Source organism: Formosa agariphila KMM 3901, assembly GCF_000723205.1.
GTDB lineage: Bacteria > Bacteroidota > Bacteroidia > Flavobacteriales > Flavobacteriaceae > Formosa > Formosa agariphila.
In genome coordinates, this window is record NZ_HG315671.1 from 1,039,759 (window position 1) to 1,061,228 (window position 21,470).

The following is a 21,470-nucleotide window of genomic DNA, read 5'->3' on the forward strand; positions in this document are numbered from 1 at the left end:
TACGTATGTTTTTAAGTATCAATAAAAAGCACCTGAAATGAATTTAATTTTAATAGGATATATGGGCTCTGGAAAATCAACTTTAGGTAAAAAGTTGGCCAAAACACTAAATCATTCATTTATAGATTTAGACGATTATATTGAAGAAAAAGAACAGTTGTCTATTTCAGAACTTTTTAAAGTACGTGGTGAAATTTATTTCCGTAAAAAAGAACATGAGTATTTAAAGGAGATACTAGAGGAGCAAAGTGATGTGGTATTAGCGCTAGGAGGAGGAACACCTTGTTATGCCAATAATATGGAATTAATTGCCGCAGATAAATCAAGCACTTCAATTTACTTTAAAGCAGGAATTAATGAATTGGTTGGACGTTTAAAACATGAACGCGCTAAGCGTCCATTATTAAGTCGTTTTAATTCTGATGAAGAATTAATAGAGTTTATAGGAAAGCATTTGTTTGAGCGTGCTGCATATTACAACCAAGCCGATATTGTTTTAAGTGTAGATAAAAAGTCGCAATTTGAAATTTTAGACGAGTTAATGACTCAATTAGTCTAAATACGCTTCATATTGTTTACCATCAAAATCAACCGTTACGTGGTTGTTTAAAGAAGTCGACAAGGAAATTCCTTTAAAATCTGCTTTTACTGGATATTTTTTATGATTTCTATTTACCAGAACAGCCGTTTTAAATTGCTTTAAGGGCACATCTAAAAAGAAACGTACACCATAAATTAAAGCGGTTCCAGAGTTTAAAACGTCATCAATTAAAATAATAGATTTGTCTTTATAATCCTTTACAGCTAAAGACGTTTTAATCTCGTTTCTCGGATTTTTTTTGTCAATACTCACCTTGCAAAGCACGGGTTTTATAGGTGAGATTTTGCTTAAAACGGCCTTTAATTTTTTAGCTAATACATACCCATTACTATCAATTCCAGCTAAAATTACCTCTTCTTCGTAGACGTTACTTTCATAAATTTGATAAGCGATACGCTTAATTTTATGATTGATTTCATCGTGAGTTAAGATAATGTTTTTAGTTGTTTCCATTTGAGTATTGAAATTTAATCAAAGATAAAAGAGTTTTTTTATCCCGTTATCATTTTAAGAATAAAAATTAGTAAGACCAATCTTATTAATTAATTGTTCTCAGTAGTTTCTTCCTGGTCATCTTGATAGTCGTCTATATCCCTACGATCCTTTTTAGTTGGGCGTCCGGTTCCTTTTTTACGGTAATAATCTTTAGCGTATTTTAAAAGTTCTTGAGCTTCAAAAGCTTCTTTAGGTGTTGTATCTACGCGATAAATATCGACTAATTTAGCTCCAACACGATTTGGAGGTAAGTCATTAACCTTTAGACTGTAGTTTATTTGATCTTTCCGAACTTCTATTTTATCTTGAGGATAAACGTCCCGACTAGGTTTCACTACAGCTCCATTTACTTTTACATGGCCTTTTTTACATGCTGTTGTTGCAATACTCCTTGTTTTGTAATAGCGCACGCACCATAAATATTTATCTATTCGCATCTTTAATTTGTGAAAATCATCAATTAACTAATTGTGCAAAATTCTATTTTAAATCGTATCTTGCGCCCCAAAAATAAGCAATAATGAAATTAAGAACAGTCACTTTAACTATTTTATTGGCAGCATTAGTTTTTACCTGTAAAAGCGACGATGATGGCGATGATATTATAGACGTAGAAGTAAGAGATAGAACAGAAGTGTATGAGGAAGATAAAGCGGCGATTGATGTTTATTTAGATACGCATTTTTATAATTACGACGAATTCGATTTTGAAAACCCATACAGTGAAGCTAACGATAGTTTTCAGGTTGTTTTTGATACAATAGCAGGAGAGAACAGTGATAAAATTCCTTTAAGTCAACGTCCAGAGTTAATTAGTAAACAAGTTGCTGATTCTGAAGAAGAAGATTTAATTTATACCATGTACTATTTAATGGTACGAGAAGGTGAAGGTGAAGTTATTCATTTTACAGATCGTGCTCATGTACAATATTCAGGAACATTATTAGATGGCACAATATTCGATAGTACCATTACTCCGGTAGGATTAAGTCTATCTTCTATTGGTGGTGAATATGGTGTGGTAGATGGATTTAAAGAAGGTGTTATAGAGTTTAAAACGTCTACATCAAATTCAGAAAACGGAGATGGTACAGTAACATATCATAAGCATGGAATTGGAGCTACAATTTTTCCATCTGGTTTAGGCTATTTTAGTGCTTCAACTACAAAAATACCACAATATTCTCCTCTTATATTTACACTTAGAACGCCAGGAGTAACGTATTTAGATCATGATAATGATGGTGTTTATTCGTATTTAGAAGATATTAATAATAATGGTGATGTTTATGATGATGACACCGATGGAGATGGTATTTATGATGTTTTAGATTTAGATGATGATGGTGACGGTGTATTTACTATTTGGGAAGATTTAGACGAAGATGGTGATCCTACTAATGATATTGGTGCAAATGGAATACCTAATTATTTAGACCCAACTGAAACAGCTTCGACTCAAGACGAAGACTAAATTCAAATTCTTTTGGATACAAAAAAATCCGCTTTAAGCATCGTCTTAAAGCGGATTTTTTTATGAATGATATGTTGTGTTTATAATTTAAAAGATACACTTAAAATAAGTTGGTCTGACCTCGCATCTACTGTAGCTACATCTAAGCCGTTGTTAGTAATGAAACGCATTTCGTAATCATTAAAACCGCGCTCGTACCTTAAATCAATTCCAATGCGTCTAATGTTTACAGCAAACCCAAAGTTTAATCCCATAGTAATATCTTCACTTCGGTCTTCCGCTTTTACGTCGTCTAGTTTAGAATCTATTATTAATTGAAATGCAGGTCCTGCAAAAACACTTAACGGACCAATAAGTCTAAAACCAACCAATACAGGTGCATCTACCTTTTGTACTAAAAAGTCTTTATGGTTATAACTACTATTCGTTTGCGTATACATCGCCTCGGTTTTTAAGTAAATTTTTGAACCAAATTTACCAAAAACACCCAGATGGAAACCAACGTTTCTGTCTGGGTGCTTTATTTGTTCTCCTATAGACGAAATATAATTTCCGTTAGAACTATAATTTAATCCGCCTTTAATTCCGAAACCAGAACCGGCTTGTGCAGAAGTTAGTTGAATTGCTCCAACAACTACACTAAGTATTAATATTAATTTTTTCATAGCAAGCGTTTTTTTTTAAACGCGAAACTACTAAAATTATTTCCTTTTTATTACGGTTTCGCAAGCCTTAACAATAGCTTCTGCATTTAAACCGTACTTATCCATTAGTTGTGCAGGTGTTCCAGATTCTCCAAACGTATCGTTAGTTCCTATAAATTCTTGAGGTGTAGGTTTGTTAGTTGCTAACACACGTGCAACACTTTCTCCTAAACCGCCCATTATATTGTGTTCTTCTGCAGTAACAATACATCCTGTTTTAGAAACAGAATCTATAATAGCTTTAGCATCTAAAGGCTTAATAGTATGTATGTCTATCACTTCGGCAGTGATCCCTTTTTCGTATAATGCTTTTGATGCTTCTAAAGCTTCCCAAACTAAATGTCCAGTGGCTACAATAGTAACATCTGCACCTTCTGTTAATTGAAGTGCTTTCCCAATTTCAAATTTCTGATCTGCAGGTGTGAAAATTGGCACAGACGGACGACCGAAACGTAAGTAAACAGGTCCTTTATGTTCTGCAATAGCAATAGTTGCCGCTTTAGTCTGGTTGTAATCGCAAGGATTAATAACCGTCATACCAGGTAACATTTTCATTAACCCAATATCTTCAAGAATTTGGTGTGTTGCACCATCTTCACCTAAAGTTAAACCTGCGTGAGAAGCACAAATTTTTACATTCTTATCTGAATACGCAATAGACTGACGAATTTGATCGTAAACACGACCTGTAGAAAAGTTAGCAAATGTTCCTGTAAATGGAATTTTACCACCAATAGTTAAACCTGCAGCAATTCCCATCATGTTTGCTTCAGCAATACCAATTTGAAAAAAACGTTCAGGATTTTCTTTAATAAATTCGTCCATTTTTAATGAACCAATTAAATCAGCACATAAAGCTACAACATTAGGGTTTGTTCTTCCAAGTTCGGCTAACCCTGCTCCAAATCCGCTTCTTGTATCTTTTTTCTCTGTATATGTGTATGTTTTCATTGTCTTTGTAAATTGTGAAGATTAATAGTCGCCTAAAGTTGCTGGGTTTTGAGCTAATGCGTTTTCTAATTGCTCGTCGCTAGGTGCTTTACCATGCCAAGCGTGTGTGTACATCATAAAGTCTACACCATTACCCATTACTGTTTTTAATAAAACACAAACAGGTTTTTCTTTTCCTGTTAATGCTTTAGCTTCAGCCATACCTTTTAATATCGCGTCTATATCGTTCCCTTCTTCAATAGTTATAACGTCCCAACCAAAAGCCACAAATTTAGCCTCTATGCTTCCCATTGGTAAAACCGTATCTGTAGCCCCATCAATTTGCTGTCCGTTTAAATCGATTGTACAAATTATATTGTCTACTTTCTTTGCTGAAGCATACATAATCGCTTCCCAGTTCTGACCTTCTTGTAATTCACCATCTCCATGTAAAGTGTAAACTAAAGAGTCATCTCCGTTTAATTTTTTTGCTTGAGCTGCACCAAGTGCAACAGACATACCTTGACCTAAAGAACCAGATGCAATACGTACACCAGGTAAACCTTCGTGAGTAGTTGGGTGTCCTTGTAACCTAGAATCAATTAATCTAAACGTGTTTAATTCTTCAACTGGAAAATATCCAGCATGTGCAAGTACACTGTAAAATACAGGTGAAATATGTCCGTTAGATAAGAAGAATAAATCTTCGTTAATACCGTCCATGTCGAAACCGTCTTTACGGTCCATGATTTCATTGTATAGGGCAACTAAAAATTCTGCGCATCCTAAAGAACCTCCTGGATGACCAGAATTTACTTTGTGTACCATGCGTAGAATATCTCTACGAACCTGAGTCGTTAAATCTTGTAATTCTTTTGTGTTAGCCATGTTTTATAACTTGATTTTTAAAGGCTCAAAAATAACCCTTTATGTCTGTTTAACAAATTAATGTTTTAGTAATTTACGTAAAGGTTTACGTTGATGTCTTTTTATATTTTTTTTAATACCAATATATCACAATGAGTTAATTATCTTTGCGCCCTGAAGAATTTTTGTACATGATATTCGATTTAAAAGCTAAAGACACACAAAGTAATGCCAGAGCTGGAGTAATTACTACAGACCATGGTAAAATAGAAACGCCAATTTTTATGCCCGTAGGGACTGTAGGTTCTGTAAAAGGGGTGCACCAGCGTGAACTTAAAAATGATATAAATCCCGATATTATTCTTGGGAATACCTATCATTTATACTTGCGCCCGAAAACCAAAATCCTTGAAAAAGCAGGTGGTTTGCATAAATTTATAAATTGGGATCGTAACATTTTAACCGATTCTGGAGGATACCAAGTGTATTCGTTATCTTCTAATAGAAAGATTAAAGAGGAAGGTGTGAAGTTTAAATCGCATATCGATGGCAGTTACCATGTGTTTACGCCAGAAAATGTAATGGAAATTCAGCGTAGTATTGGTGCCGATATTATTATGGCATTCGACGAATGTACGCCTTACCCTTGCGATTATAACTATGCAAGACGCTCAATGCATATGACGCACCGTTGGTTAGAACGTTGTTTAACGCATTTAGACAAAACACCGTTTACATACGATTATGCACAAACATTCTTCCCAATTGTACAAGGAAGTACATATAAAGATTTACGTAAGCAATCTGCAGAATATATTGCTGGAGTAGGAGCAGAAGGAAACGCTATTGGTGGATTATCGGTAGGAGAACCTGCAGAAGAAATGTATGCCATGACAGAAGTGGTAACAGATATTTTACCATGGGATAAGCCTAGATATTTAATGGGCGTAGGTACACCTATTAATATATTAGAAAATATTGCATTGGGTGTAGATATGTTCGATTGTGTTATGCCAACGCGTAATGCAAGAAACGGAATGTTGTTTACAGCTTACGGTTCTATCAACATAAAAAATAAAAAATGGGAAGACGATTTTTCTCCAATTGATGACATGGGCATCACTTTTGTAGATACAGAATACTCTAAAGCCTATTTAAAACATTTATTTTCGGTAAATGAATTATTAGGAAAGCAAATCGCAACCATTCACAATTTAGGATTCTATATGTGGTTGGTTCGTGAAGCGAGAAAACATATCTTAGCCGGAGACTTTAGAGTTTGGAAAGATATGATGGTTAAACAAATGGATAATAGGCTATAGGCTTGAAGATATTAGACTGGTACATATTAAAGCGGTATTTGCTCACATTTTTAATGATGTTGTTGCTCTTTATTCCTATAGGGATTACCGTGAATTTAGCAGAAAAAATTGGTAAAATTTTAGAAAGAGAAGTGCCTTTTGGAGAGGTGGCTTTGTTTTATTTAGACTTTACCATCTATTTTGCGCACCTACTTTTTCCGTTGTTTTTATTCCTGTCGGTTATATTTTTCACCTCCAAATTAGCGAATAATACAGAAGTTATTGCCTTTTTAAGTTCTGGTGTTTCCTTTTCAAGGTTTTTAAGACCTTACATGATTGGAGCAACTATTGTTGCATTATTGGCTTTGGTTTTAGGAATGTATCTAGCGCCAAAAGCAAGTAAAGGGTTTAACGATTTCGATTATAAGTACTTTAAAAACAATAGAAAAGCTGTAGAAACGGGTAGTGTATACAGACAAATTAACGATAACGATTTTATTTATGTAAGTAGTTTTGATGCTAAGAATAAATTAGGACAAAACTTCTCTTTAGAACATATTGTCGATAATAGAATGGTCTATAAAATGAGTGCTAGAAACATTCGTTGGATTGAAAAAGACTCTGTGTACCGCATGGTCGATTACGTAAAAAGAACAGTAGGTGTAGATGGCGATATTCTAGAATCAGAACGAAGAAAAGATACTGTTTTTAGTTTCGACTTAGTTGATTTAACTCCTCTAGAATATATTGCGGAGACCTTAACATATCGTGACTTAAACGAATTTATTGATAAAGAAAAAAAACGAGGGTCTTCAAGTATAGGACGTTACGAATTGGTAAAATATAGAAAATGGAGTTTACCTGTTTCTGTCTATATATTAACTATTATTGCCGTTGCTGTTTCGTCTCAAAAACGACGAGGAGGAATGGGAGTAAATTTAGCTTTCGGGATTAGTATTGCCATGGTTTTTGTCTTTTTCGACAAAATATTTGGTGTCATGGCCGAACAGTCAGATTTCTCACCAATTGTTGCCGTTTGGTTTCCTAATATTATTTTTGGGGTGCTAGCCGCCTACCTATTATATAATGCGAGACGCTAAATTACTTAATTACCTGCATGTACATCTATTGGTATTTATAGCAGGATTTACCGCCATTTTAGGAGAGTTAATAACCATAGATGCCATTCCTTTAGTTTGGTTTCGTATGCTTATGGCTACAGTTTTAATGTATGCATATATTCGTTTTAAAGGTATTGCTATTAAAATACCACCAAAAGCCATTGCTAGATTATCGTTCGCCGGAATTATAATTGCTTTGCATTGGATCACTTTTTTTGGAGCAATAAAAGCATCAAATATTTCAATTACGCTATCTATGGTATCTTCTGGAGCTTTTTTTGCTTCCATTTTAGAGCCAATTATTCATAAACGAAAAATTATTGCCTACGAAATGATCTTCGGTTTAGTCGTGGTTTTGGGCGTTTTTTTAATCACTCAAAGCGAACTTCAGTACATAGAAGGTATAATTTTAGGTATTGTTTCAGCATTTTTATCGGCTTTATTCGCTGTACTAAATGGAAAGTTTGTTAAAGAATATAGACCTTCTGTGATTTCAATTTATGAATTCATTAGCGGTGTCTTATTTATCACTTTATTTATTGCCCTTTTTGGTACGGGATTCAATCAAGAATTTTTTAATGTAAGCACTTCAGACCTGTGGTATCTATTTATTTTAGCCTCAGTTTGTACTGCTTATGCTTTTATTGCATCGGTAAAAGTTATGGAGCATATTAGTCCGTATACAGTGATGCTAACTTATAATTTAGAGCCTATTTATGGGATTATTTTAGCTCTAATTTTGTTCCCAGAAAAAGAAAAAATGTCTACTAATTTTTATTACGGTGCAGCAATTATTTTGGGAGCAGTATTGCTAAATGGTATCTTGAAAAATTGGAAAGCTTTAAAAAGAAAACAGTCTTAATGATATTTGAACGCTAAAGTTTTTATATTTGTAAGCTAACGAAAATAGAAATCCTTAATTGGTATGGAGTATTTAGAATTTGAACTTCCTATAAAAGAGCTTGAAGAGCAATTAGATAAATGCCAAATTATAGGCAAGGAAAGTGACGTTGATGTAACAGAAACTTGTAAGCAAATCGAGAAGAAGCTTATTGAGACTAAGACAGATATATATAAAAACCTGAGCCCATGGCAACGCGTTATGTTATCGCGTCATCCCAACAGACCTTATACATTAGATTATATTAAAGCCCTGTGCGGAGATACGTTTTTAGAGCTTCACGGCGATAGAAATGTAAAAGACGATAAGGCCATGATTGGTGGTTTAGGTAAAATTGGAGACCAAAGCTTTATGTTTATTGGTCAACAAAAAGGGTTTAATACCAAAACAAGACAATTACGAAACTTTGGAATGTCTAATCCAGAAGGCTATCGTAAAGCGTTACGCTTAATGAAATCTGCCGAGAAATTTGGAATTCCTGTAGTTACTTTAATAGACACCCCTGGTGCATACCCTGGTTTAGAAGCAGAAGAACGCGGACAAGGAGAAGCTATTGCAAGAAACATCTTGGAAATGACACGTCTAAAAGTGCCAATTATTACTGTAATTATTGGTGAAGGTGCTTCTGGAGGAGCGCTAGGTATTGGTGTAGGAGACCGCGTATTAATGCTAGAAAACACATGGTATTCGGTAATATCACCAGAATCATGTTCGTCTATTTTATGGCGTAGTTGGGAATACAAGGAACAAGCTGCCGAGGCTTTAAAATTAACTGCTACCGACATGAAAAAACAGAAGTTGGTAGACGAAATTGTTAAAGAACCTTTAGGTGGGGCACACACAGATCGCCAACAAACCTTTATAATTGTTAAAGATGCAATTTTAAAATCTTTTAAAGAGCTTAAAAACTTATCACCAAAAGATTTAGTTAAAAAACGAATGACAAAATATGAAAATATGGGTGTCTACAAAGACTAATCCTTTGATACCCTTATGTTATAAAACCTGAAGTTGAAAAACTTCAGGTTTTTTATGGTTATTAACAATTTTTATAAGTTGTTAACAGTTAGAATGTTGAAGAAAGGTTAACATCAAGACTTAAAAATCATATTATAATAGCACCATTTTAGTTACTTTCGCAGTTATGAAACAACCCAATCAATTACAAGGCTACAAAGTCGATAAAAGTACTTTAATCAATTTAGAACGTGGTAAAATTCCGCCACAAGCTACTGATTTAGAAGAGGTTGTGTTGGGTGCGATGATGATTGATAAAAAAGGTGTGGATGAAGTTATCGACATCTTAAGCTCCGATGCATTCTACAAAGATTCGCATAGACACATATTTGACGCTATATTTCAGTTGTTTGAAAATAGTGAACCGATTGACTTATTAACCGTTTCTACACAATTAAAGAAGAATGGCAAGCTAGATGCAGCAGGTGGCGATTTTTACCTGATTTCATTAACTCAAAAAGTGTCGTCTTCGGCACATATCGAGTTTCATGCACGTATTATTCTTCAGAAATTTATTCAGCGTAGTTTAATCAAGATTTCTTCAGAAATTATTGAAGAAGCTTACGATGAAACCAAAGATGTTTTCGATTTATTAGATGCGGCCGAAACCAAATTATACGAAGTTACCCAAGGGAACATTAAAAAATCGAGTGAAACTGCTCAAGATTTGGTAATTCAAGCCAAGAAAAAAATTGAAGAAATATCTAATAAAGAAGGATTAAGTGGTATTCCTACCGGATTCGATAAACTGGATAAATTAACTTCGGGATGGCAACCTTCCGATTTAATTATTGTGGCTGCTCGTCCAGGGATGGGAAAAACAGCATTAACCTTATCCATGGCGCGTAACATTGCCGTAGACCAAAATATACCAGTGGCCTTTTTCTCTTTAGAGATGGCATCTGTACAGTTAATTATGCGTTTAATTTCGTCTGAAACGGGATTATCTTCAGAGAAATTAAGAACAGGAAAATTAGAAAAACACGAGTGGGAACAGTTAAATGTAAAAGTAAAAGGACTTGAAAAAGCCCCGCTTTTTATAGATGATACGCCTTCACTTTCTATATTCGATTTACGTGCAAAAGCCAGACGTTTATCGTCGCAACACGGTATTAAATTAATCATGATTGACTACTTGCAGTTAATGACAGGTGGACCAAGCCATGGTGGAAACCGTGAACAAGAGATCTCGATGATTTCTCGAAACTTAAAGGCTTTAGCAAAAGAATTAATGGTGCCTGTAATTGCACTGTCTCAGTTATCGCGTGCGGTTGAAACACGTGGAGGTTCTAAACGGCCGTTACTTTCTGACCTTCGTGAATCTGGTGCGATTGAGCAAGATGCCGATATTGTATCGTTTATTTATCGTCCGGAATACTATAAAATTGAAGAATGGGATGATGACGAGCGTTCTCCAACCGAAGGACAAGCCGAATTTATTATTGCGAAACATAGGAATGGTGGTTTAGAAAATATCCGTCTGAAGTTCTTAGGACACTTAGGGAAGTTCGACAACTTAGACGATTTCGATTCGCCATACGAATTCCATAGTAAAATGAATACCAATCCAAATGAAGACTCAGGGTTTGCATCAGGAAATAGTTTCCCAACACCAACTGATGCCTTTGGTAGTGCGATGAATGAAGACGATGATAACGACGTACCGTTCTAATCTCAAAAAATAAATATGTTAACATAAACCACGAAATCTCTGCAAAAGGTGTTTCGTGGTTTTTGTTTTTGATTATGTTCTATTTAACTAGTTGTTAGTAATCTCAATTTTATATAAATGTGAAATGGATTAAGATTAATAGCAATAGAGAAATCAGGTTAAGATTAATAAAACATTAATACCAATCTTTTTATAAAGTGTTTTAAACCACATCAAAAATTAAGTATCTTTCAAATTCAATTTTCAGTCTGTAAATATTTTGAAACACATCCTATTTGTTTTCTTATTTCTATGCCTTTCAGCAAAAGCTTTTGCATCTTATGTTCTCATTCCTATGGATTCTGAGGGACAAAAAAACCATTTAAAAGCATATGGAATTACCTTTTGGACGCTCGATAAACAATTAAAAGTAAAGTGGTTGTTAAATTATCGTGGTGGTTCATTCTTGTTGCCAGATACAGATGCTATTCAAAAAGAATGTCAGATTCGTGGTGTGTCTTTCGAGGTGATATCAAATGAAAAAGCTGAAAGCATTCTAGAGTTAGTGGAAAGTCCGAGTCAGAATATGGAGTCCGTCGTGTTAGAAAAAGCACCTAAAATAGCAGTGTACACACCTAAAGGTAAATTACCTTGGGATGATGCGGTAACTATGGTGTTAACATACGCAGAGATTCCTTATACAACCGTATACGACGAAGATGTTTTAAACGATAATTTATTACTTTACGATTGGCTGCATTTGCATCATGAGGATTTTACAGGACAGTTTGGAAAATTTTATAATAGTTTTAAAACTACTGCCTGGTATATAGAAGATAAAAAAGAAGCCGAAGCTTTAGCGGCACGTTTAGGGTATAATAAAGTCTCTGAAGAGAAGTTAGCAGTTGCTCTAAAGATTAGAGATTATGTTGTTGGTGGTGGTTTTATGTTTGCCATGTGTAGTGCCACCGATTCTTTCGATATTGCTCTATCTGCCGAAGGTGTAGATATATGTGAAGCCATGTTTGATGGCGATGCTAGTGATCCCGATTATCAGAAACAGATAGATTATTCCAAAACCTTTGCGTTTACAGATTTTACCCTAGAGCGTAATCCTAAAGTATATGAGTTTTCATCAATAGATATGACGCCTAAACGGCGTATTTTTAAAGAAGCAGATTATTTTTCATTAATGGATTTCTCGGCAAAATGGGATCCTGTTCCAACCATGTTATGCCAGAACCATACGGCTTTGGTAAAAGGATTTATGGGGCAAACCACTTCGTTTACGCGAGATGAAATTAAATCGAATGTTTTGGTGTTAGGAGAAAATAAAAGTAATGGTGAAGCAAAATATATTCATGGTATAAAAGGAAAAGGTTTTTTTACATTTTATGGCGGGCATGATCCAGAAGACTATACGCATAAAGTAGGAGACCCTAAAACCGAATTAGAGCTACATCCCACGTCGCCGGGTTACAGGTTAATCCTTAATAATGTGTTATTTCCGGCTGCTAAGAAGAAGAAACAGAAAACGTAATTTGTTGTCGTTTAAGCTTTTTTTGATGTTTAATGTGTTTATATAGGGCTGACTAAAAGTAGGAAGAAGTAAACCGTATAAAAGCTCTTCATTTTAAATCTCGTGAATTTTTCAATATAAATTTCAATGATGAAAACGTATCAAAAAGAAATCACTTTAAAACCTTACAAACGCGGTTTTCATATTATTACCGACACTATTGTTACCGAATTCCCAGAGTTAAAACATATAAATGTGGGCATGCTTCAGGTGTTTATAAAACATACATCGGCGAGTTTAACTATTAATGAAAATGCAGACCCATCGGTACGTACCGATTTTGAAAGTCATATTAATGTGATGGTTCCCGAAAATCAACCGTATTATATTCATACCTATGAAGGTGCAGACGATATGCCAGCACATATTAAGTCCTCATTAATGGGTGCAAGTGTACAAGTTCCAATTACTAATGGTCGCCTAAATTTAGGAACTTGGCAAGGAATCTATTTATGCGAGCATCGAGATTATGGAGGTTCAAGACGTATTGTATTGACTGCTTTTGGGACTTAATCTGCTATAGAATAGATGCCGAATATCTATGCTTGAATCTTATTTTTTAGCGGCAATAAGTTGCTCTAGAATAGTTTCAACACCAAGTTCGTCATTGCTTTTTGTGGCAAAACGCGCTGCTTTTTTTACATTTGGGTGAGCATTTGCCATGGCATAACTAAAATACGAACGATTAAGCATTTCTAAATCGTTGTTATAATCTCCAAAAACCATGGTTTCATTTTCAGAAATCCCAAATTCTTCTTGCACTTGTTTTAGAGCAAAACCTTTATTGGCGTCATGATGAGAAATGTCTAACCAATTTTGTCCGGAGACTTTAATCTGAAGTTGATCTTCTAAATGTTTCACTATTGGGTAAATATAATCTTCAGAACTGTCTGTATGGTAAATTGCAATTTTTAGAAATTCATCGTCTGTCACTTCACTAAGGTCGGAAACGGTATTAAATTCGGTATAATATTCACTTAAAAGTTTAGGAAAATGTATATCGTCAGTTTCAATATACGCTTTGTTTTTTCCGCATAGTACAATAAACGTTTTGTCTATTGTTCTTAGAAGCGGTAATATGCTGTCAATTTTATCTTTAGAAAGTAGCATCTTTGCCAATTCTTGGTCTCCACGTCTGGTAATTCCTCCATTTTCAGCTATTATAGTAATATCGTTTTTAATAGCGTCTAATTTTTCAACCATACTAAAATATTGTCGGCCACTTGCTGCAATAAATTGAATATTATTGGCTTGTAATTCACGAAATAAACTATAAAAACTTGAGCTTACTTGCCCTTTAGAATTCAGTAAGGTACCATCCATATCGGTGACTACTAATTTAACTTGAGATAATTCCATAGTGCATATTTTTCAAGTGCCAAAAATACAGTAATTAATGGCGTTGAGGTGTTAAGTGAGCGTTATTTTTGACTCATATGAAAATCAGTTAACTCTCGTGCTGAGACACGCGAACCACCTTTCCATACTTAAAGTAAATGTCTAGCACATCTGGGTCTATATTAAATAAACCTGGAAGAAAACCGAGGTTGTAAGAAATATGATTTTCGTTATAAACATAAAAATCTGAACCTAATACATCTGAAACCTCCGATTTAGATTTGCCAATAAGCATCTCACTCTCAATAAGATTTTGAGACATGGTGTAGCGTTCTTCGCTATTGGCCTCCCATTGCAATTTGTTAAATTCATGCGTAGGATAATAGGACGATGATGCCATCCAAATTAATATAAAAGCTATATAAAACAACGGACTTAAATTAAAAGTAGGAAATAAGGCAATGTATTTGCGGTTTTTACTCGTGCCTATATCTAGCTTTTTTAAACTCCATTTGGAGATGAAAAAACTCGGAATGGCTAAAATTAGAATAAAGATGAGACTCATGTAATCGCTTAGGTTAGCAGGAAATAGTATTGATAATATTCTACACCATTAAAATATGTAAAATCAGTTGACCTTTTGTAATAATCTATAGAAAAAGTATCGGCTTAAATTTAGTTTAAATTAAAATGACTAATTTTGTATTCGAATGAAAACCATTTTTCACAATATAACAGCAATTTTTATGGCCTTTGTGGTCTTAATGTCTACCTTGTCTTTTAGTGTAGATATGCATTATTGTGGAGATACTTTGGTAGATGTGGCTTTAAATACAGATGCAGCTACTTGTGGCATGGAGAGTATGCAGAACTTGCCTTTAGAATCATCAATCACGAAGTCGGGCTGTTGTACATATCAAAAATTGGTGGTTAGCGGACAAGATGAATTAAAATTATCACCTAGTCAATTATCATTAGATCATCAGTTATTTGTAACTGCATTTGCTTACGTTTATCAAACCTTATTATTCGAAACATTACCTAAGGAAATTATTCCTTTTCAGGACTACCGTCCACCCATACTCGTATCCGATTTTCAAGTGGATTTCGAGACCTTCTTAATCTGATTTTTTTAAACTTTAAACACGTTAAAACGTATGGTTTTAGCAGAACGGCCTTATGCTGTTCAATTTTCTATGTTTAATTGTTTATACAGATATCATGCTGAATAAAAGCATAAAATTTTTAATAGAACATAAATTTGTAGCGGTTTTAATGCTCGCTCTATTTGTAAGTTGGGGTATTATAAACTCGCCTTTTGGTTGGGATACCGGCATTCTGCCTAGCAATCCCGTGGCAGTAGATGCGATTCCTGATATTGGAGAAAATCAACAAATTATCTTTACCAAATGGGATGGGCGCTCGCCTCAAGATATTGAAGACCAAATTACTTATCCGCTAACAGCAACTTTACTCGGTATTCCTGGTGTTAAAACCATCAGAAGTTCGTCTATGTTTGGAGTGTCTAGTATTTATATCATTTTTGAAGAAGACATTGAGTTTTACTGGAGTAGAAGTCGCATTCTTGAGAAACTAAATGCTTTGCCAAGCGGTTTATTACCGACAGATGTAAAACCGGCTTTAGGACCAGATGCCACAGGTTTAGGTCAGATTTTTTGGTATACTTTAGAAGGACGAGATAAAAATGGAAACGTTACCGGCGGATGGAACCTTCAGGAGTTACGAAGTATTCAAGATTACTTTGTAAAGTATGGATTGTCCTCGGCAAGTGGTGTTTCTGAAGTAGCTTCTATAGGAGGTTATGTTCAGGAATATCAGGTTGATGTAAATCCTGAATTGATGAGGCAATATAATATTTCGCTTCAAAATGTAGTAAAAGCCATAAAAGGCACAAATCAAGATATCGGTGCTCAGACTTTAGAAATTAATCAAGCTGAGTATTTAGTGCGTGGTTTAGGGTATGTAAAATCAATTTCAGATATAGAAAATGCCGTAGTAACGTCTCAAGATTTTAAATCTATTCGCATAAAAGATATCGCGCATGTGGTTTTAGGCCCAGAAGCGAGGCGTGGTATTTTAGATAAAGAAGGTGCCGAAGTGGTTGGAGGTGTAGTTGTGGCACGTTATGGTGCAAACCCTATGGAAGTGATTACAAATGTGAAGCAGAAAATTGCTGAAATGCATAACGGTTTGCCAACAAAAGTATTGGCAGATGGTACTGTTTCTCAGCTTACAGTCGTGCCATTTTACGACAGAACAATTCTTATTAAAGAAACTTTAAATACGCTAGATGAAGCCCTTACCCTAGAAATTCTGATTACCATATTAGTTATCGTTGTTATGGTGTTTAATTTAAGGGCGTCTATCTTAATTTCAGGTTTACTTCCTGTAGCGGTATTAATGGTTTTTATAGCGATGAAGTATTTTGATGTTAGCGCAAATATTGTTGCGCTTTCTGGAATCGCAATTGCTATAGGAACTATGGTTGATGTTGGGGTAATTTTAGCCGAAAATATTATACGACATCTTGATGAAGATACAGATGATACGCCCATAAATGAAGTGGTTTATAATGCGACTTCAGAAATTTCTGGCGCATTGCTTACGGCAGTTGCCACAACAATAATTAGTTTTTTACCAGTATTTACAATGATTGGTGCGGAAGGGAAACTGTTTCGTCCGTTAGCATTCACAAAAACCATGGCTTTAGTTGCTTCTGTTATGGTAGCTCTGTTTTTAATTCCGCCATTCGCTGCATTTTTATTTAGAAAAAGAAACATTAAAAAGCAATTAACTTTAGTCCTGAATGTGATACTAATCGGGTTAGGGTTATGGGCCGTATTTACTGGATTCTTAATCGGATTGATACTTTTAGCTTTTGGAATTATAGGATTTTTAAAACTGAAATTTAAGTGGCCTGACACACGAATAAATACCATTAACAGTATAGTAGTAGCCACCACGATTGTCTTTTTATTAGCCGAATACTGGCGACCTTTAGGCGTGTCTAGGAGTTTATTTATCAACCTAATTTTTGTGTCTGTAATTTGTTTCGGATTACTTGGTTTTTTCTCGGTGTTTAGACGTTATTATACACAGATATTACATTGGGCATTGCGCAATAAAGTCATGTTTTTATTAATTCCAACAACAATTGTGGTGTTTGGATTTTTAATTATGAAATACCGGGAAAGAGTTTATGCCATCTTTAAATGAAGGTTCTTTTTTACTGATGCCAACGTCTATGCCACATGCAGGTGTCGCAGAAAATAAACGTGTTTTACAACAATTAGATATGGCGGTGGCAAGTATTCCAGAAATTGAAACCGTTGTTGGAAAGGCTGGTCGTACCGAATCGGCTTTAGACCCTGCGCCTTTATCGATGTATGAAAATATTATTCAATATAAACCCGAATATATGTTGAATACAGCCGGTAAACTTCAGCGTTATCAAGTTAATGAATCTGGTTATTTTATGCTAAAAGATGGTCGTTTAATAAAGAATATTAATCATGAAGACTCAGCTGAAGAACCAATAGATTCAGGAGCGATACTATCAACACAATTAAGCGTTGAAGCAAATCAATTGATAGCTGATGATGAGGGTGAATTTTATAGAAACTGGCGACCAGAAATTAAATCGGCCGACGATATTTGGACAGCAATTATTTCAAAAACGAATCTTCCAGGAGTTACATCTGCACCTAAATTACAACCTATAGAAACCCGTTTGGTGATGTTGCAAACAGGAATGCGAGCACCAATGGGTATTAAAATTAAAGGGCAGGATTTAAAACAAATTGAAGCTTTTGGAAAAGCTCTTGAAGATATTCTTAAAACCTCTGAAGGTGTAAAACAAGAAGCTGTTTTTGCCGATCGTATTGTTGGAAAACCATATGTGTTAATTGATATTGATCGCGAAAAATTAGGGCGATACGGTATTTCTATAGAAACAGTACAAAACGAATTAAAGGTTGCCGTTGGTGGTATGGTACTGACTCAAACTATTGAAGGGCGTGAGCGTTACGGCGTTCGAGTGCGCTATCCACGAGAATTACGTTCAAGTCCAGACGATTTAAATGATATTTATATTCCTGTTGCCCAAGGAAGCCCCGTACCTTTAAGTGAATTGGCTAGCATTCGTTACGAGCAAGGGCCACAAGTTATTAAAAGTGAAGATACATTTTTGGTTGGTTATGTTCTGTTCGATAAACAAGATGGTTTTGCTGAGGTTAATGTTGTAGAAACTGCGCAAAAACACATACAAGATAAAGTTGAAAGCGGAGATTTAATTATTCCAAAAGGGATTACGTATCAATTTACAGGAACTTATGAAAACCAATTACGAGCAGAAAAAACGTTAAGTGTCGTGGTGCCGTTAGCCTTAGCAATCATTCTCCTAATTTTATATTTTCAGTTCAAATCGATTTCAACGTCACTAATGGTATTCACAGGGATTTCGGTTGCATTTGCTGGCGGATTTATCATGATGTGGTTATATGGGCAAGATTGGTTTTTTAACTTTAGTGTATTTGGCGAAAATCTGCGTCATTTATTTCAAATGCATCCCATCAATTTGAGTGTGGCTGTTTGGGTTGGTTTTATTGCGCTATTTGGTATTGCTACAGATGATGGTGTTGTTATGGCAACCTATTTAACTCAGACATTCAATAAAGAAAAACCTCAAGACATTCAAAGCATTCGTAAGGCTGCGATACAGGCAGCAGAGAAACGTATTCGTCCGTGTTTAATGACTACAGCCACCACAATATTAGCATTGTTGCCAGTGTTAACGTCAACGGGACGCGGAAGTGATATTATGATCCCCATGTCCATTCCCGTTTTTGGAGGTATGATTATAGATATTACATCTTATTTTATTGTACCAGTGTTATACAGTTGGAAACAAGAATTTATGTGGAAGAGAAATCAAAAAAAAATAGAATAAAACGTATGAAAATTAAAATAAAACATAGTGTTGCATTCGGTATTGTTTGGTGTTGTTTTATGGGGATTATTCCAACGGTAGTTGCTCAAGATTTACAGACGTTAATTCAGTTGGGGTTACAGGATAATCCAAGTATAAATAAAGCCGATTTACAATATCAAATAGCTTCAGAACAAGTAAATGAAGTAAACGAGTTACCGAATACAGAATTTGGATTGGGATATTTTGTAAGTGAACCAGAAACGCGAACAGGGCCTCAAAAGTTTAAGGTTTCGGTAAATCAAATGTTGCCTTGGTTTGGATCTATTACAGCACGCGAGAATTATGCAACGGCACTAGCAGATGCGGAATATGAAAGCATTGCCATTGCCCAACGTCAGTTGGTAATGTCTATTTCTCAGAACTATTACGAATTGTGGGCTAATCAATCAACCCAAGAGATAATGATATCCCAAAAAGAGCTTTTAGATCATTATAAAACGTTAGCATTAACTAGTATTGAAGTTGGTCAGGCCAATGCTGTAGATGTTTTAAAATTGGAGATGCGAGCAAACGATATTAAAGAACAGATTTCTATTTTACAACAAGAGTATCTCGCAATACAAACAGACATTAATATGGATTTAAATCGTGAGAAAACGGTAGGTGTTACTGTGACTTCCGACTTGAAAATTCCTGATTATGAAAGTTTAGATACTGTAGAAATTACTGATTTACATCCAGAATTATTACAGTATGACAAGCTGTATGAATCTGTAGAACAATCCGACCAATTATTAGCTAAAGCACGTGCACCAATGATAGGATTTGGGTTAGATTACATTGCTATAGAAAAACGGCCGGAGCCTGTTGTCGATAACGGAAAGGACGTTTTAATGCCTATGTTATCGGTGTCTATTCCTGTTTTTAATTCAAAATATAAATCTCAAAGCGTTCAAAATAAGATTCAAAAAGAAACGTATCGCGCACAAAAAGCAGAGAAAAGAAATAATCTGATAGCTTTATTAGATACAGCAGAAAAAAATAGGACTGCAGCAAAAATTAGTTTTAATACACAGACTAAAAATTTAGAACAAGCAAAATACGCTCAGGATATTCTATTAAAAAGTTACGAAACAGGTATCATCGATTTTAATGATGTATTAGATATTCAAGAGCTTCAATTGAAGTATGAAGTAAGTCGTATTACTGCAATAAAATCGTATTATCAACAACAAACAATAATCAATTATTTAACACAATAAATCAAATCTATATCACTTTTAAATTATGAAAAACGTAAAACACATCATCAATGCAACCGTATTAGGAATCGCTTTAATTTCGGTTGTGTCTTGTAAAAATGAAACAAAGGAAAAATCTGTAGAGACTGCAGTAGAGTCGTCAAAAGAAAATACAGTAGAAGTAGTTCAGGCAAAGCCAAAATTTAAAGCTGCGAACGTTACTGCCACTTTTCAAAATTATATAAAATTAAAAGATGCGTTGGTGAATACCGATGCTGTTGCTGCTAAAAATGGAGCTGAACTCATTGCTAACACTACCGAAAATTCAGAAATTAAAGCCTTAGCATCAGCGATAGCTTCAGAATCTGATATCGCTAAACAACGTGAGCAATTTTCAGATTTAACAACTTTACTTAAACCGGTATTGGTAGCAAATTTATCTTCTGGTGAAATATACGAGCAACACTGTCCGATGGCTTTAAAAGATGGAGCAAATTGGTTCGCCGTAGAGAAAGAAATTAATAACCCGTATTACGGAGATAAAATGTTGCATTGCGGATTGGTGCAAGAGACTTTACAATAAGCCGTTCACTTGAAAAAATCAAGCTGAAATCACTCTAAATTTTAGTCGATTCAGTGCATGGGTCAATTACAAATAATACACAAATATAGACATAATGAAACAACATCTTTATATAAAAAATATGGTTTGCGATCGCTGTAAAGCATCAGTCGATCAGTTGCTGTTATCTTTAAATGTACATGTGTATACATTAAATTTGGGTGACGTTGTTGTAGAACAAGTAGATTATGAAACCTATGCTGTTTTAAAAGAAAAACTTAAACAGACAGGTTTTGAATTGATAGAGAGCGAAGATGATGTACTTATAGAACAGATTAAAACTATAATTATTGAAAGTCTAAACACTCCAGAGCAATTACAAATTAAAACATCAGAGTTATTGACACAGAACATTCCAAAGGAGTATTCGGTTTTAAGCAAGTTGTTTAGTAAACGTATGGGAATTACTATCGAGAAATATGTGATTCAATTAAAAATTGAAAAGGTTAAAGAGTTACTGCAATTGGGGCAATTACAATTTGCGGAAATAGCAGATTATTTAAAATATACAAGTAGTAGCCATTTGGCAAATCAGTTTAAAAGTGTCACCGGTATGTCAATGAGCGATTACAAGACATTACAGGAATGGAATAGGAAAACAATCGACAAAATTATATAAGTATTGTCCATAATAATGTAATTGGAGTTGGTGTTTAAGTGGTAATTTTATAGTCAAG

At 34.7% G+C, this 21,470-nt stretch carries 20 protein-coding genes and 1 pseudogene; 14 read left to right on the top strand and 7 right to left on the bottom strand.

Going from position 1 to position 21,470, the window contains the following annotated elements:
* The first annotated feature begins 37 nt into the window (after nucleotides 1–37).
* A complete protein-coding gene (locus BN863_RS04505) occupies nucleotides 38–559 on the top strand; it encodes a shikimate kinase (protein ID WP_038527951.1) in 522 nt (173 codons plus the stop codon).
* Here the strand turns inward: BN863_RS04505 and BN863_RS04510 are convergent.
* Nucleotides 551–1,054, bottom strand: coding sequence for a phosphoribosyltransferase family protein (locus BN863_RS04510; protein ID WP_038527953.1), 504 nt, complete (start codon nucleotides 1,052–1,054; stop codon nucleotides 551–553). The genes BN863_RS04505 and BN863_RS04510 overlap by 9 nt on opposite strands.
* Nucleotides 1,055–1,143: 89 nt before the next feature.
* The gene (locus BN863_RS04515) at nucleotides 1,144–1,533 is read right to left on the bottom strand and encodes an RNA-binding S4 domain-containing protein (protein ID WP_038527954.1); all 390 of its coding nucleotides are present in this window, start codon (nucleotides 1,531–1,533) and stop codon (nucleotides 1,144–1,146) included.
* Between the two features lie 83 nt (nucleotides 1,534–1,616).
* On the opposite strand from BN863_RS04515, the gene BN863_RS04520 reads away from it, so the two are divergent.
* Nucleotides 1,617–2,570, top strand: a complete 954-nt coding sequence (locus tag BN863_RS04520; RefSeq protein WP_038527955.1) for an FKBP-type peptidyl-prolyl cis-trans isomerase — start codon at nucleotides 1,617–1,619, stop codon at nucleotides 2,568–2,570.
* Nucleotides 2,571–2,650: 80 nt separating this feature from the next.
* Here the strand turns inward: BN863_RS04520 and BN863_RS04525 are convergent, their stop codons facing one another.
* Genes BN863_RS04525 through BN863_RS04535 form a run of 3 tightly spaced genes read right to left on the bottom strand, consistent with a single transcriptional unit; the run spans nucleotide 2,651 to nucleotide 5,092 of the window.
* Entirely contained in the window at nucleotides 2,651–3,235 is a 585-nt protein-coding gene (locus BN863_RS04525) for an outer membrane beta-barrel protein (protein WP_038527956.1), read from the bottom strand.
* A 36-nt stretch (nucleotides 3,236–3,271) separates the two neighbouring features.
* A complete protein-coding gene (locus BN863_RS04530; protein ID WP_038527957.1) occupies nucleotides 3,272–4,225 on the bottom strand; it encodes a transketolase family protein in 954 nt (317 codons plus the stop codon).
* 21 nt (nucleotides 4,226–4,246) lie between these two features.
* Nucleotides 4,247–5,092 (bottom strand): transketolase, encoded by an 846-nt coding sequence (locus BN863_RS04535; RefSeq protein ID WP_038527958.1) that lies wholly within the window; start codon nucleotides 5,090–5,092, stop codon nucleotides 4,247–4,249.
* Nucleotides 5,093–5,262: 170 nt separating this feature from the next.
* On the opposite strand from BN863_RS04535, the gene tgt reads away from it, so the two are divergent.
* The 7 genes from tgt to BN863_RS04570 all read left to right on the top strand — a co-directional run bounded on the left by tgt (nucleotide 5,263) and on the right by BN863_RS04570 (nucleotide 13,154).
* Nucleotides 5,263–6,393, top strand: coding sequence for a tRNA guanosine(34) transglycosylase Tgt (tgt, locus tag BN863_RS04540; protein WP_038527959.1), 1,131 nt, complete (start codon nucleotides 5,263–5,265; stop codon nucleotides 6,391–6,393).
* A gap of 56 nt (nucleotides 6,394–6,449) precedes the next feature.
* Nucleotides 6,450–7,472, top strand: coding sequence for an LptF/LptG family permease (locus tag BN863_RS04545; protein WP_242404094.1), 1,023 nt, complete (start codon nucleotides 6,450–6,452; stop codon nucleotides 7,470–7,472).
* The gene (locus tag BN863_RS04550) at nucleotides 7,459–8,355 is read left to right on the top strand and encodes a DMT family transporter (RefSeq protein ID WP_038527964.1); all 897 of its coding nucleotides are present in this window, start codon (nucleotides 7,459–7,461) and stop codon (nucleotides 8,353–8,355) included. The genes BN863_RS04545 and BN863_RS04550 overlap by 14 nt, the downstream gene beginning before the upstream one ends.
* A gap of 63 nt (nucleotides 8,356–8,418) precedes the next feature.
* On the top strand, nucleotides 8,419–9,372 hold the full coding sequence (locus BN863_RS04555; protein ID WP_038527966.1) for an acetyl-CoA carboxylase carboxyltransferase subunit alpha: 954 nt from the start codon (nucleotides 8,419–8,421) through the stop codon (nucleotides 9,370–9,372).
* Nucleotides 9,373–9,538: 166 nt separating this feature from the next.
* Complete coding sequence (gene dnaB, locus BN863_RS04560; protein WP_038527968.1) at nucleotides 9,539–11,083, top strand: replicative DNA helicase; 1,545 nt, start codon at nucleotides 9,539–9,541, stop codon at nucleotides 11,081–11,083.
* Between the two features lie 334 nt (nucleotides 11,084–11,417).
* On the top strand, nucleotides 11,418–12,602 hold the full coding sequence (locus BN863_RS04565; RefSeq protein ID WP_038527971.1) for a hypothetical protein: 1,185 nt from the start codon (nucleotides 11,418–11,420) through the stop codon (nucleotides 12,600–12,602).
* A 129-nt stretch (nucleotides 12,603–12,731) separates the two neighbouring features.
* A complete protein-coding gene (locus tag BN863_RS04570; protein WP_038527973.1) occupies nucleotides 12,732–13,154 on the top strand; it encodes a secondary thiamine-phosphate synthase enzyme YjbQ in 423 nt (140 codons plus the stop codon).
* A gap of 39 nt (nucleotides 13,155–13,193) precedes the next feature.
* Here BN863_RS04570 and BN863_RS04575 read toward each other — a convergent pair whose 3' ends face one another.
* Nucleotides 13,194–14,000 (bottom strand): HAD family hydrolase, encoded by an 807-nt coding sequence (locus BN863_RS04575; RefSeq protein ID WP_038527975.1) that lies wholly within the window; start codon nucleotides 13,998–14,000, stop codon nucleotides 13,194–13,196.
* 88 nt (nucleotides 14,001–14,088) lie between these two features.
* Complete coding sequence (locus BN863_RS04580; protein ID WP_038527977.1) at nucleotides 14,089–14,544, bottom strand: hypothetical protein; 456 nt, start codon at nucleotides 14,542–14,544, stop codon at nucleotides 14,089–14,091.
* A gap of 145 nt (nucleotides 14,545–14,689) precedes the next feature.
* Between BN863_RS04580 and BN863_RS04585 the strand changes: the two genes are divergently transcribed.
* The 5 genes and pseudogenes from BN863_RS04585 (at nucleotide 14,690) to BN863_RS04605 (ending at nucleotide 21,412) form a co-directional block, all read left to right on the top strand.
* On the top strand, nucleotides 14,690–15,106 hold the full coding sequence (locus BN863_RS04585) for an HYC_CC_PP family protein (protein ID WP_038527979.1): 417 nt from the start codon (nucleotides 14,690–14,692) through the stop codon (nucleotides 15,104–15,106).
* A 94-nt stretch (nucleotides 15,107–15,200) separates the two neighbouring features.
* Nucleotides 15,201–18,948, top strand: a pseudogene (locus BN863_RS04590) (efflux RND transporter permease subunit).
* A gap of 5 nt (nucleotides 18,949–18,953) precedes the next feature.
* Nucleotides 18,954–20,192: a TolC family protein gene (locus tag BN863_RS04595; protein WP_148304562.1), complete on the top strand. Its 1,239-nt coding sequence runs from the start codon at nucleotides 18,954–18,956 to the stop codon at nucleotides 20,190–20,192.
* A gap of 25 nt (nucleotides 20,193–20,217) precedes the next feature.
* Complete coding sequence (locus BN863_RS17905) at nucleotides 20,218–20,754, top strand: DUF3347 domain-containing protein (protein ID WP_051774486.1); 537 nt, start codon at nucleotides 20,218–20,220, stop codon at nucleotides 20,752–20,754.
* 94 nt (nucleotides 20,755–20,848) lie between these two features.
* Entirely contained in the window at nucleotides 20,849–21,412 is a 564-nt protein-coding gene (locus BN863_RS04605) for a helix-turn-helix domain-containing protein (protein ID WP_038527982.1), read from the top strand.
* Nucleotides 21,413–21,470 lie beyond the last annotated feature (58 nt).

Bases quoted from the DNA above. Each gene is read 5' to 3' on its own strand.
- BN863_RS17905 (WP_051774486.1), top strand. From the start codon at position 20,218: ATGAAAAACGTAAAACACATCATCAATGCAACCGTATTAGGAATCGCT.
- BN863_RS04530 (WP_038527957.1), bottom strand. From the start codon at position 4,225: ATGAAAACATACACATATACAGAGAAAAAAGATACAAGAAGCGGATTT.
- BN863_RS04505 (WP_038527951.1), top strand. From the start codon at position 38: ATGAATTTAATTTTAATAGGATATATGGGCTCTGGAAAATCAACTTTA.
- BN863_RS04585 (WP_038527979.1), top strand. From the start codon at position 14,690: ATGAAAACCATTTTTCACAATATAACAGCAATTTTTATGGCCTTTGTG.
- BN863_RS04575 (WP_038527975.1), bottom strand. From the start codon at position 14,000: ATGGAATTATCTCAAGTTAAATTAGTAGTCACCGATATGGATGGTACC.
- BN863_RS04545 (WP_242404094.1), top strand. From the start codon at position 6,450: ATGTTGTTGCTCTTTATTCCTATAGGGATTACCGTGAATTTAGCAGAA.
- tgt (WP_038527959.1), top strand. From the start codon at position 5,263: ATGATATTCGATTTAAAAGCTAAAGACACACAAAGTAATGCCAGAGCT.
- BN863_RS04525 (WP_038527956.1), bottom strand. From the start codon at position 3,235: ATGAAAAAATTAATATTAATACTTAGTGTAGTTGTTGGAGCAATTCAA.
- BN863_RS04570 (WP_038527973.1), top strand. From the start codon at position 12,732: ATGAAAACGTATCAAAAAGAAATCACTTTAAAACCTTACAAACGCGGT.
- BN863_RS04595 (WP_148304562.1), top strand. From the start codon at position 18,954: ATGAAAATTAAAATAAAACATAGTGTTGCATTCGGTATTGTTTGGTGT.
- BN863_RS04520 (WP_038527955.1), top strand. From the start codon at position 1,617: ATGAAATTAAGAACAGTCACTTTAACTATTTTATTGGCAGCATTAGTT.
- BN863_RS04605 (WP_038527982.1), top strand. From the start codon at position 20,849: ATGAAACAACATCTTTATATAAAAAATATGGTTTGCGATCGCTGTAAA.
- BN863_RS04580 (WP_038527977.1), bottom strand. From the start codon at position 14,544: ATGAGTCTCATCTTTATTCTAATTTTAGCCATTCCGAGTTTTTTCATC.
- BN863_RS04550 (WP_038527964.1), top strand. From the start codon at position 7,459: ATGCGAGACGCTAAATTACTTAATTACCTGCATGTACATCTATTGGTA.
- BN863_RS04510 (WP_038527953.1), bottom strand. From the start codon at position 1,054: ATGGAAACAACTAAAAACATTATCTTAACTCACGATGAAATCAATCAT.
- BN863_RS04515 (WP_038527954.1), bottom strand. From the start codon at position 1,533: ATGCGAATAGATAAATATTTATGGTGCGTGCGCTATTACAAAACAAGG.
- BN863_RS04565 (WP_038527971.1), top strand. From the start codon at position 11,418: ATGGATTCTGAGGGACAAAAAAACCATTTAAAAGCATATGGAATTACC.
- dnaB (WP_038527968.1), top strand. From the start codon at position 9,539: ATGAAACAACCCAATCAATTACAAGGCTACAAAGTCGATAAAAGTACT.
- BN863_RS04555 (WP_038527966.1), top strand. From the start codon at position 8,419: ATGGAGTATTTAGAATTTGAACTTCCTATAAAAGAGCTTGAAGAGCAA.
- BN863_RS04535 (WP_038527958.1), bottom strand. From the start codon at position 5,092: ATGGCTAACACAAAAGAATTACAAGATTTAACGACTCAGGTTCGTAGA.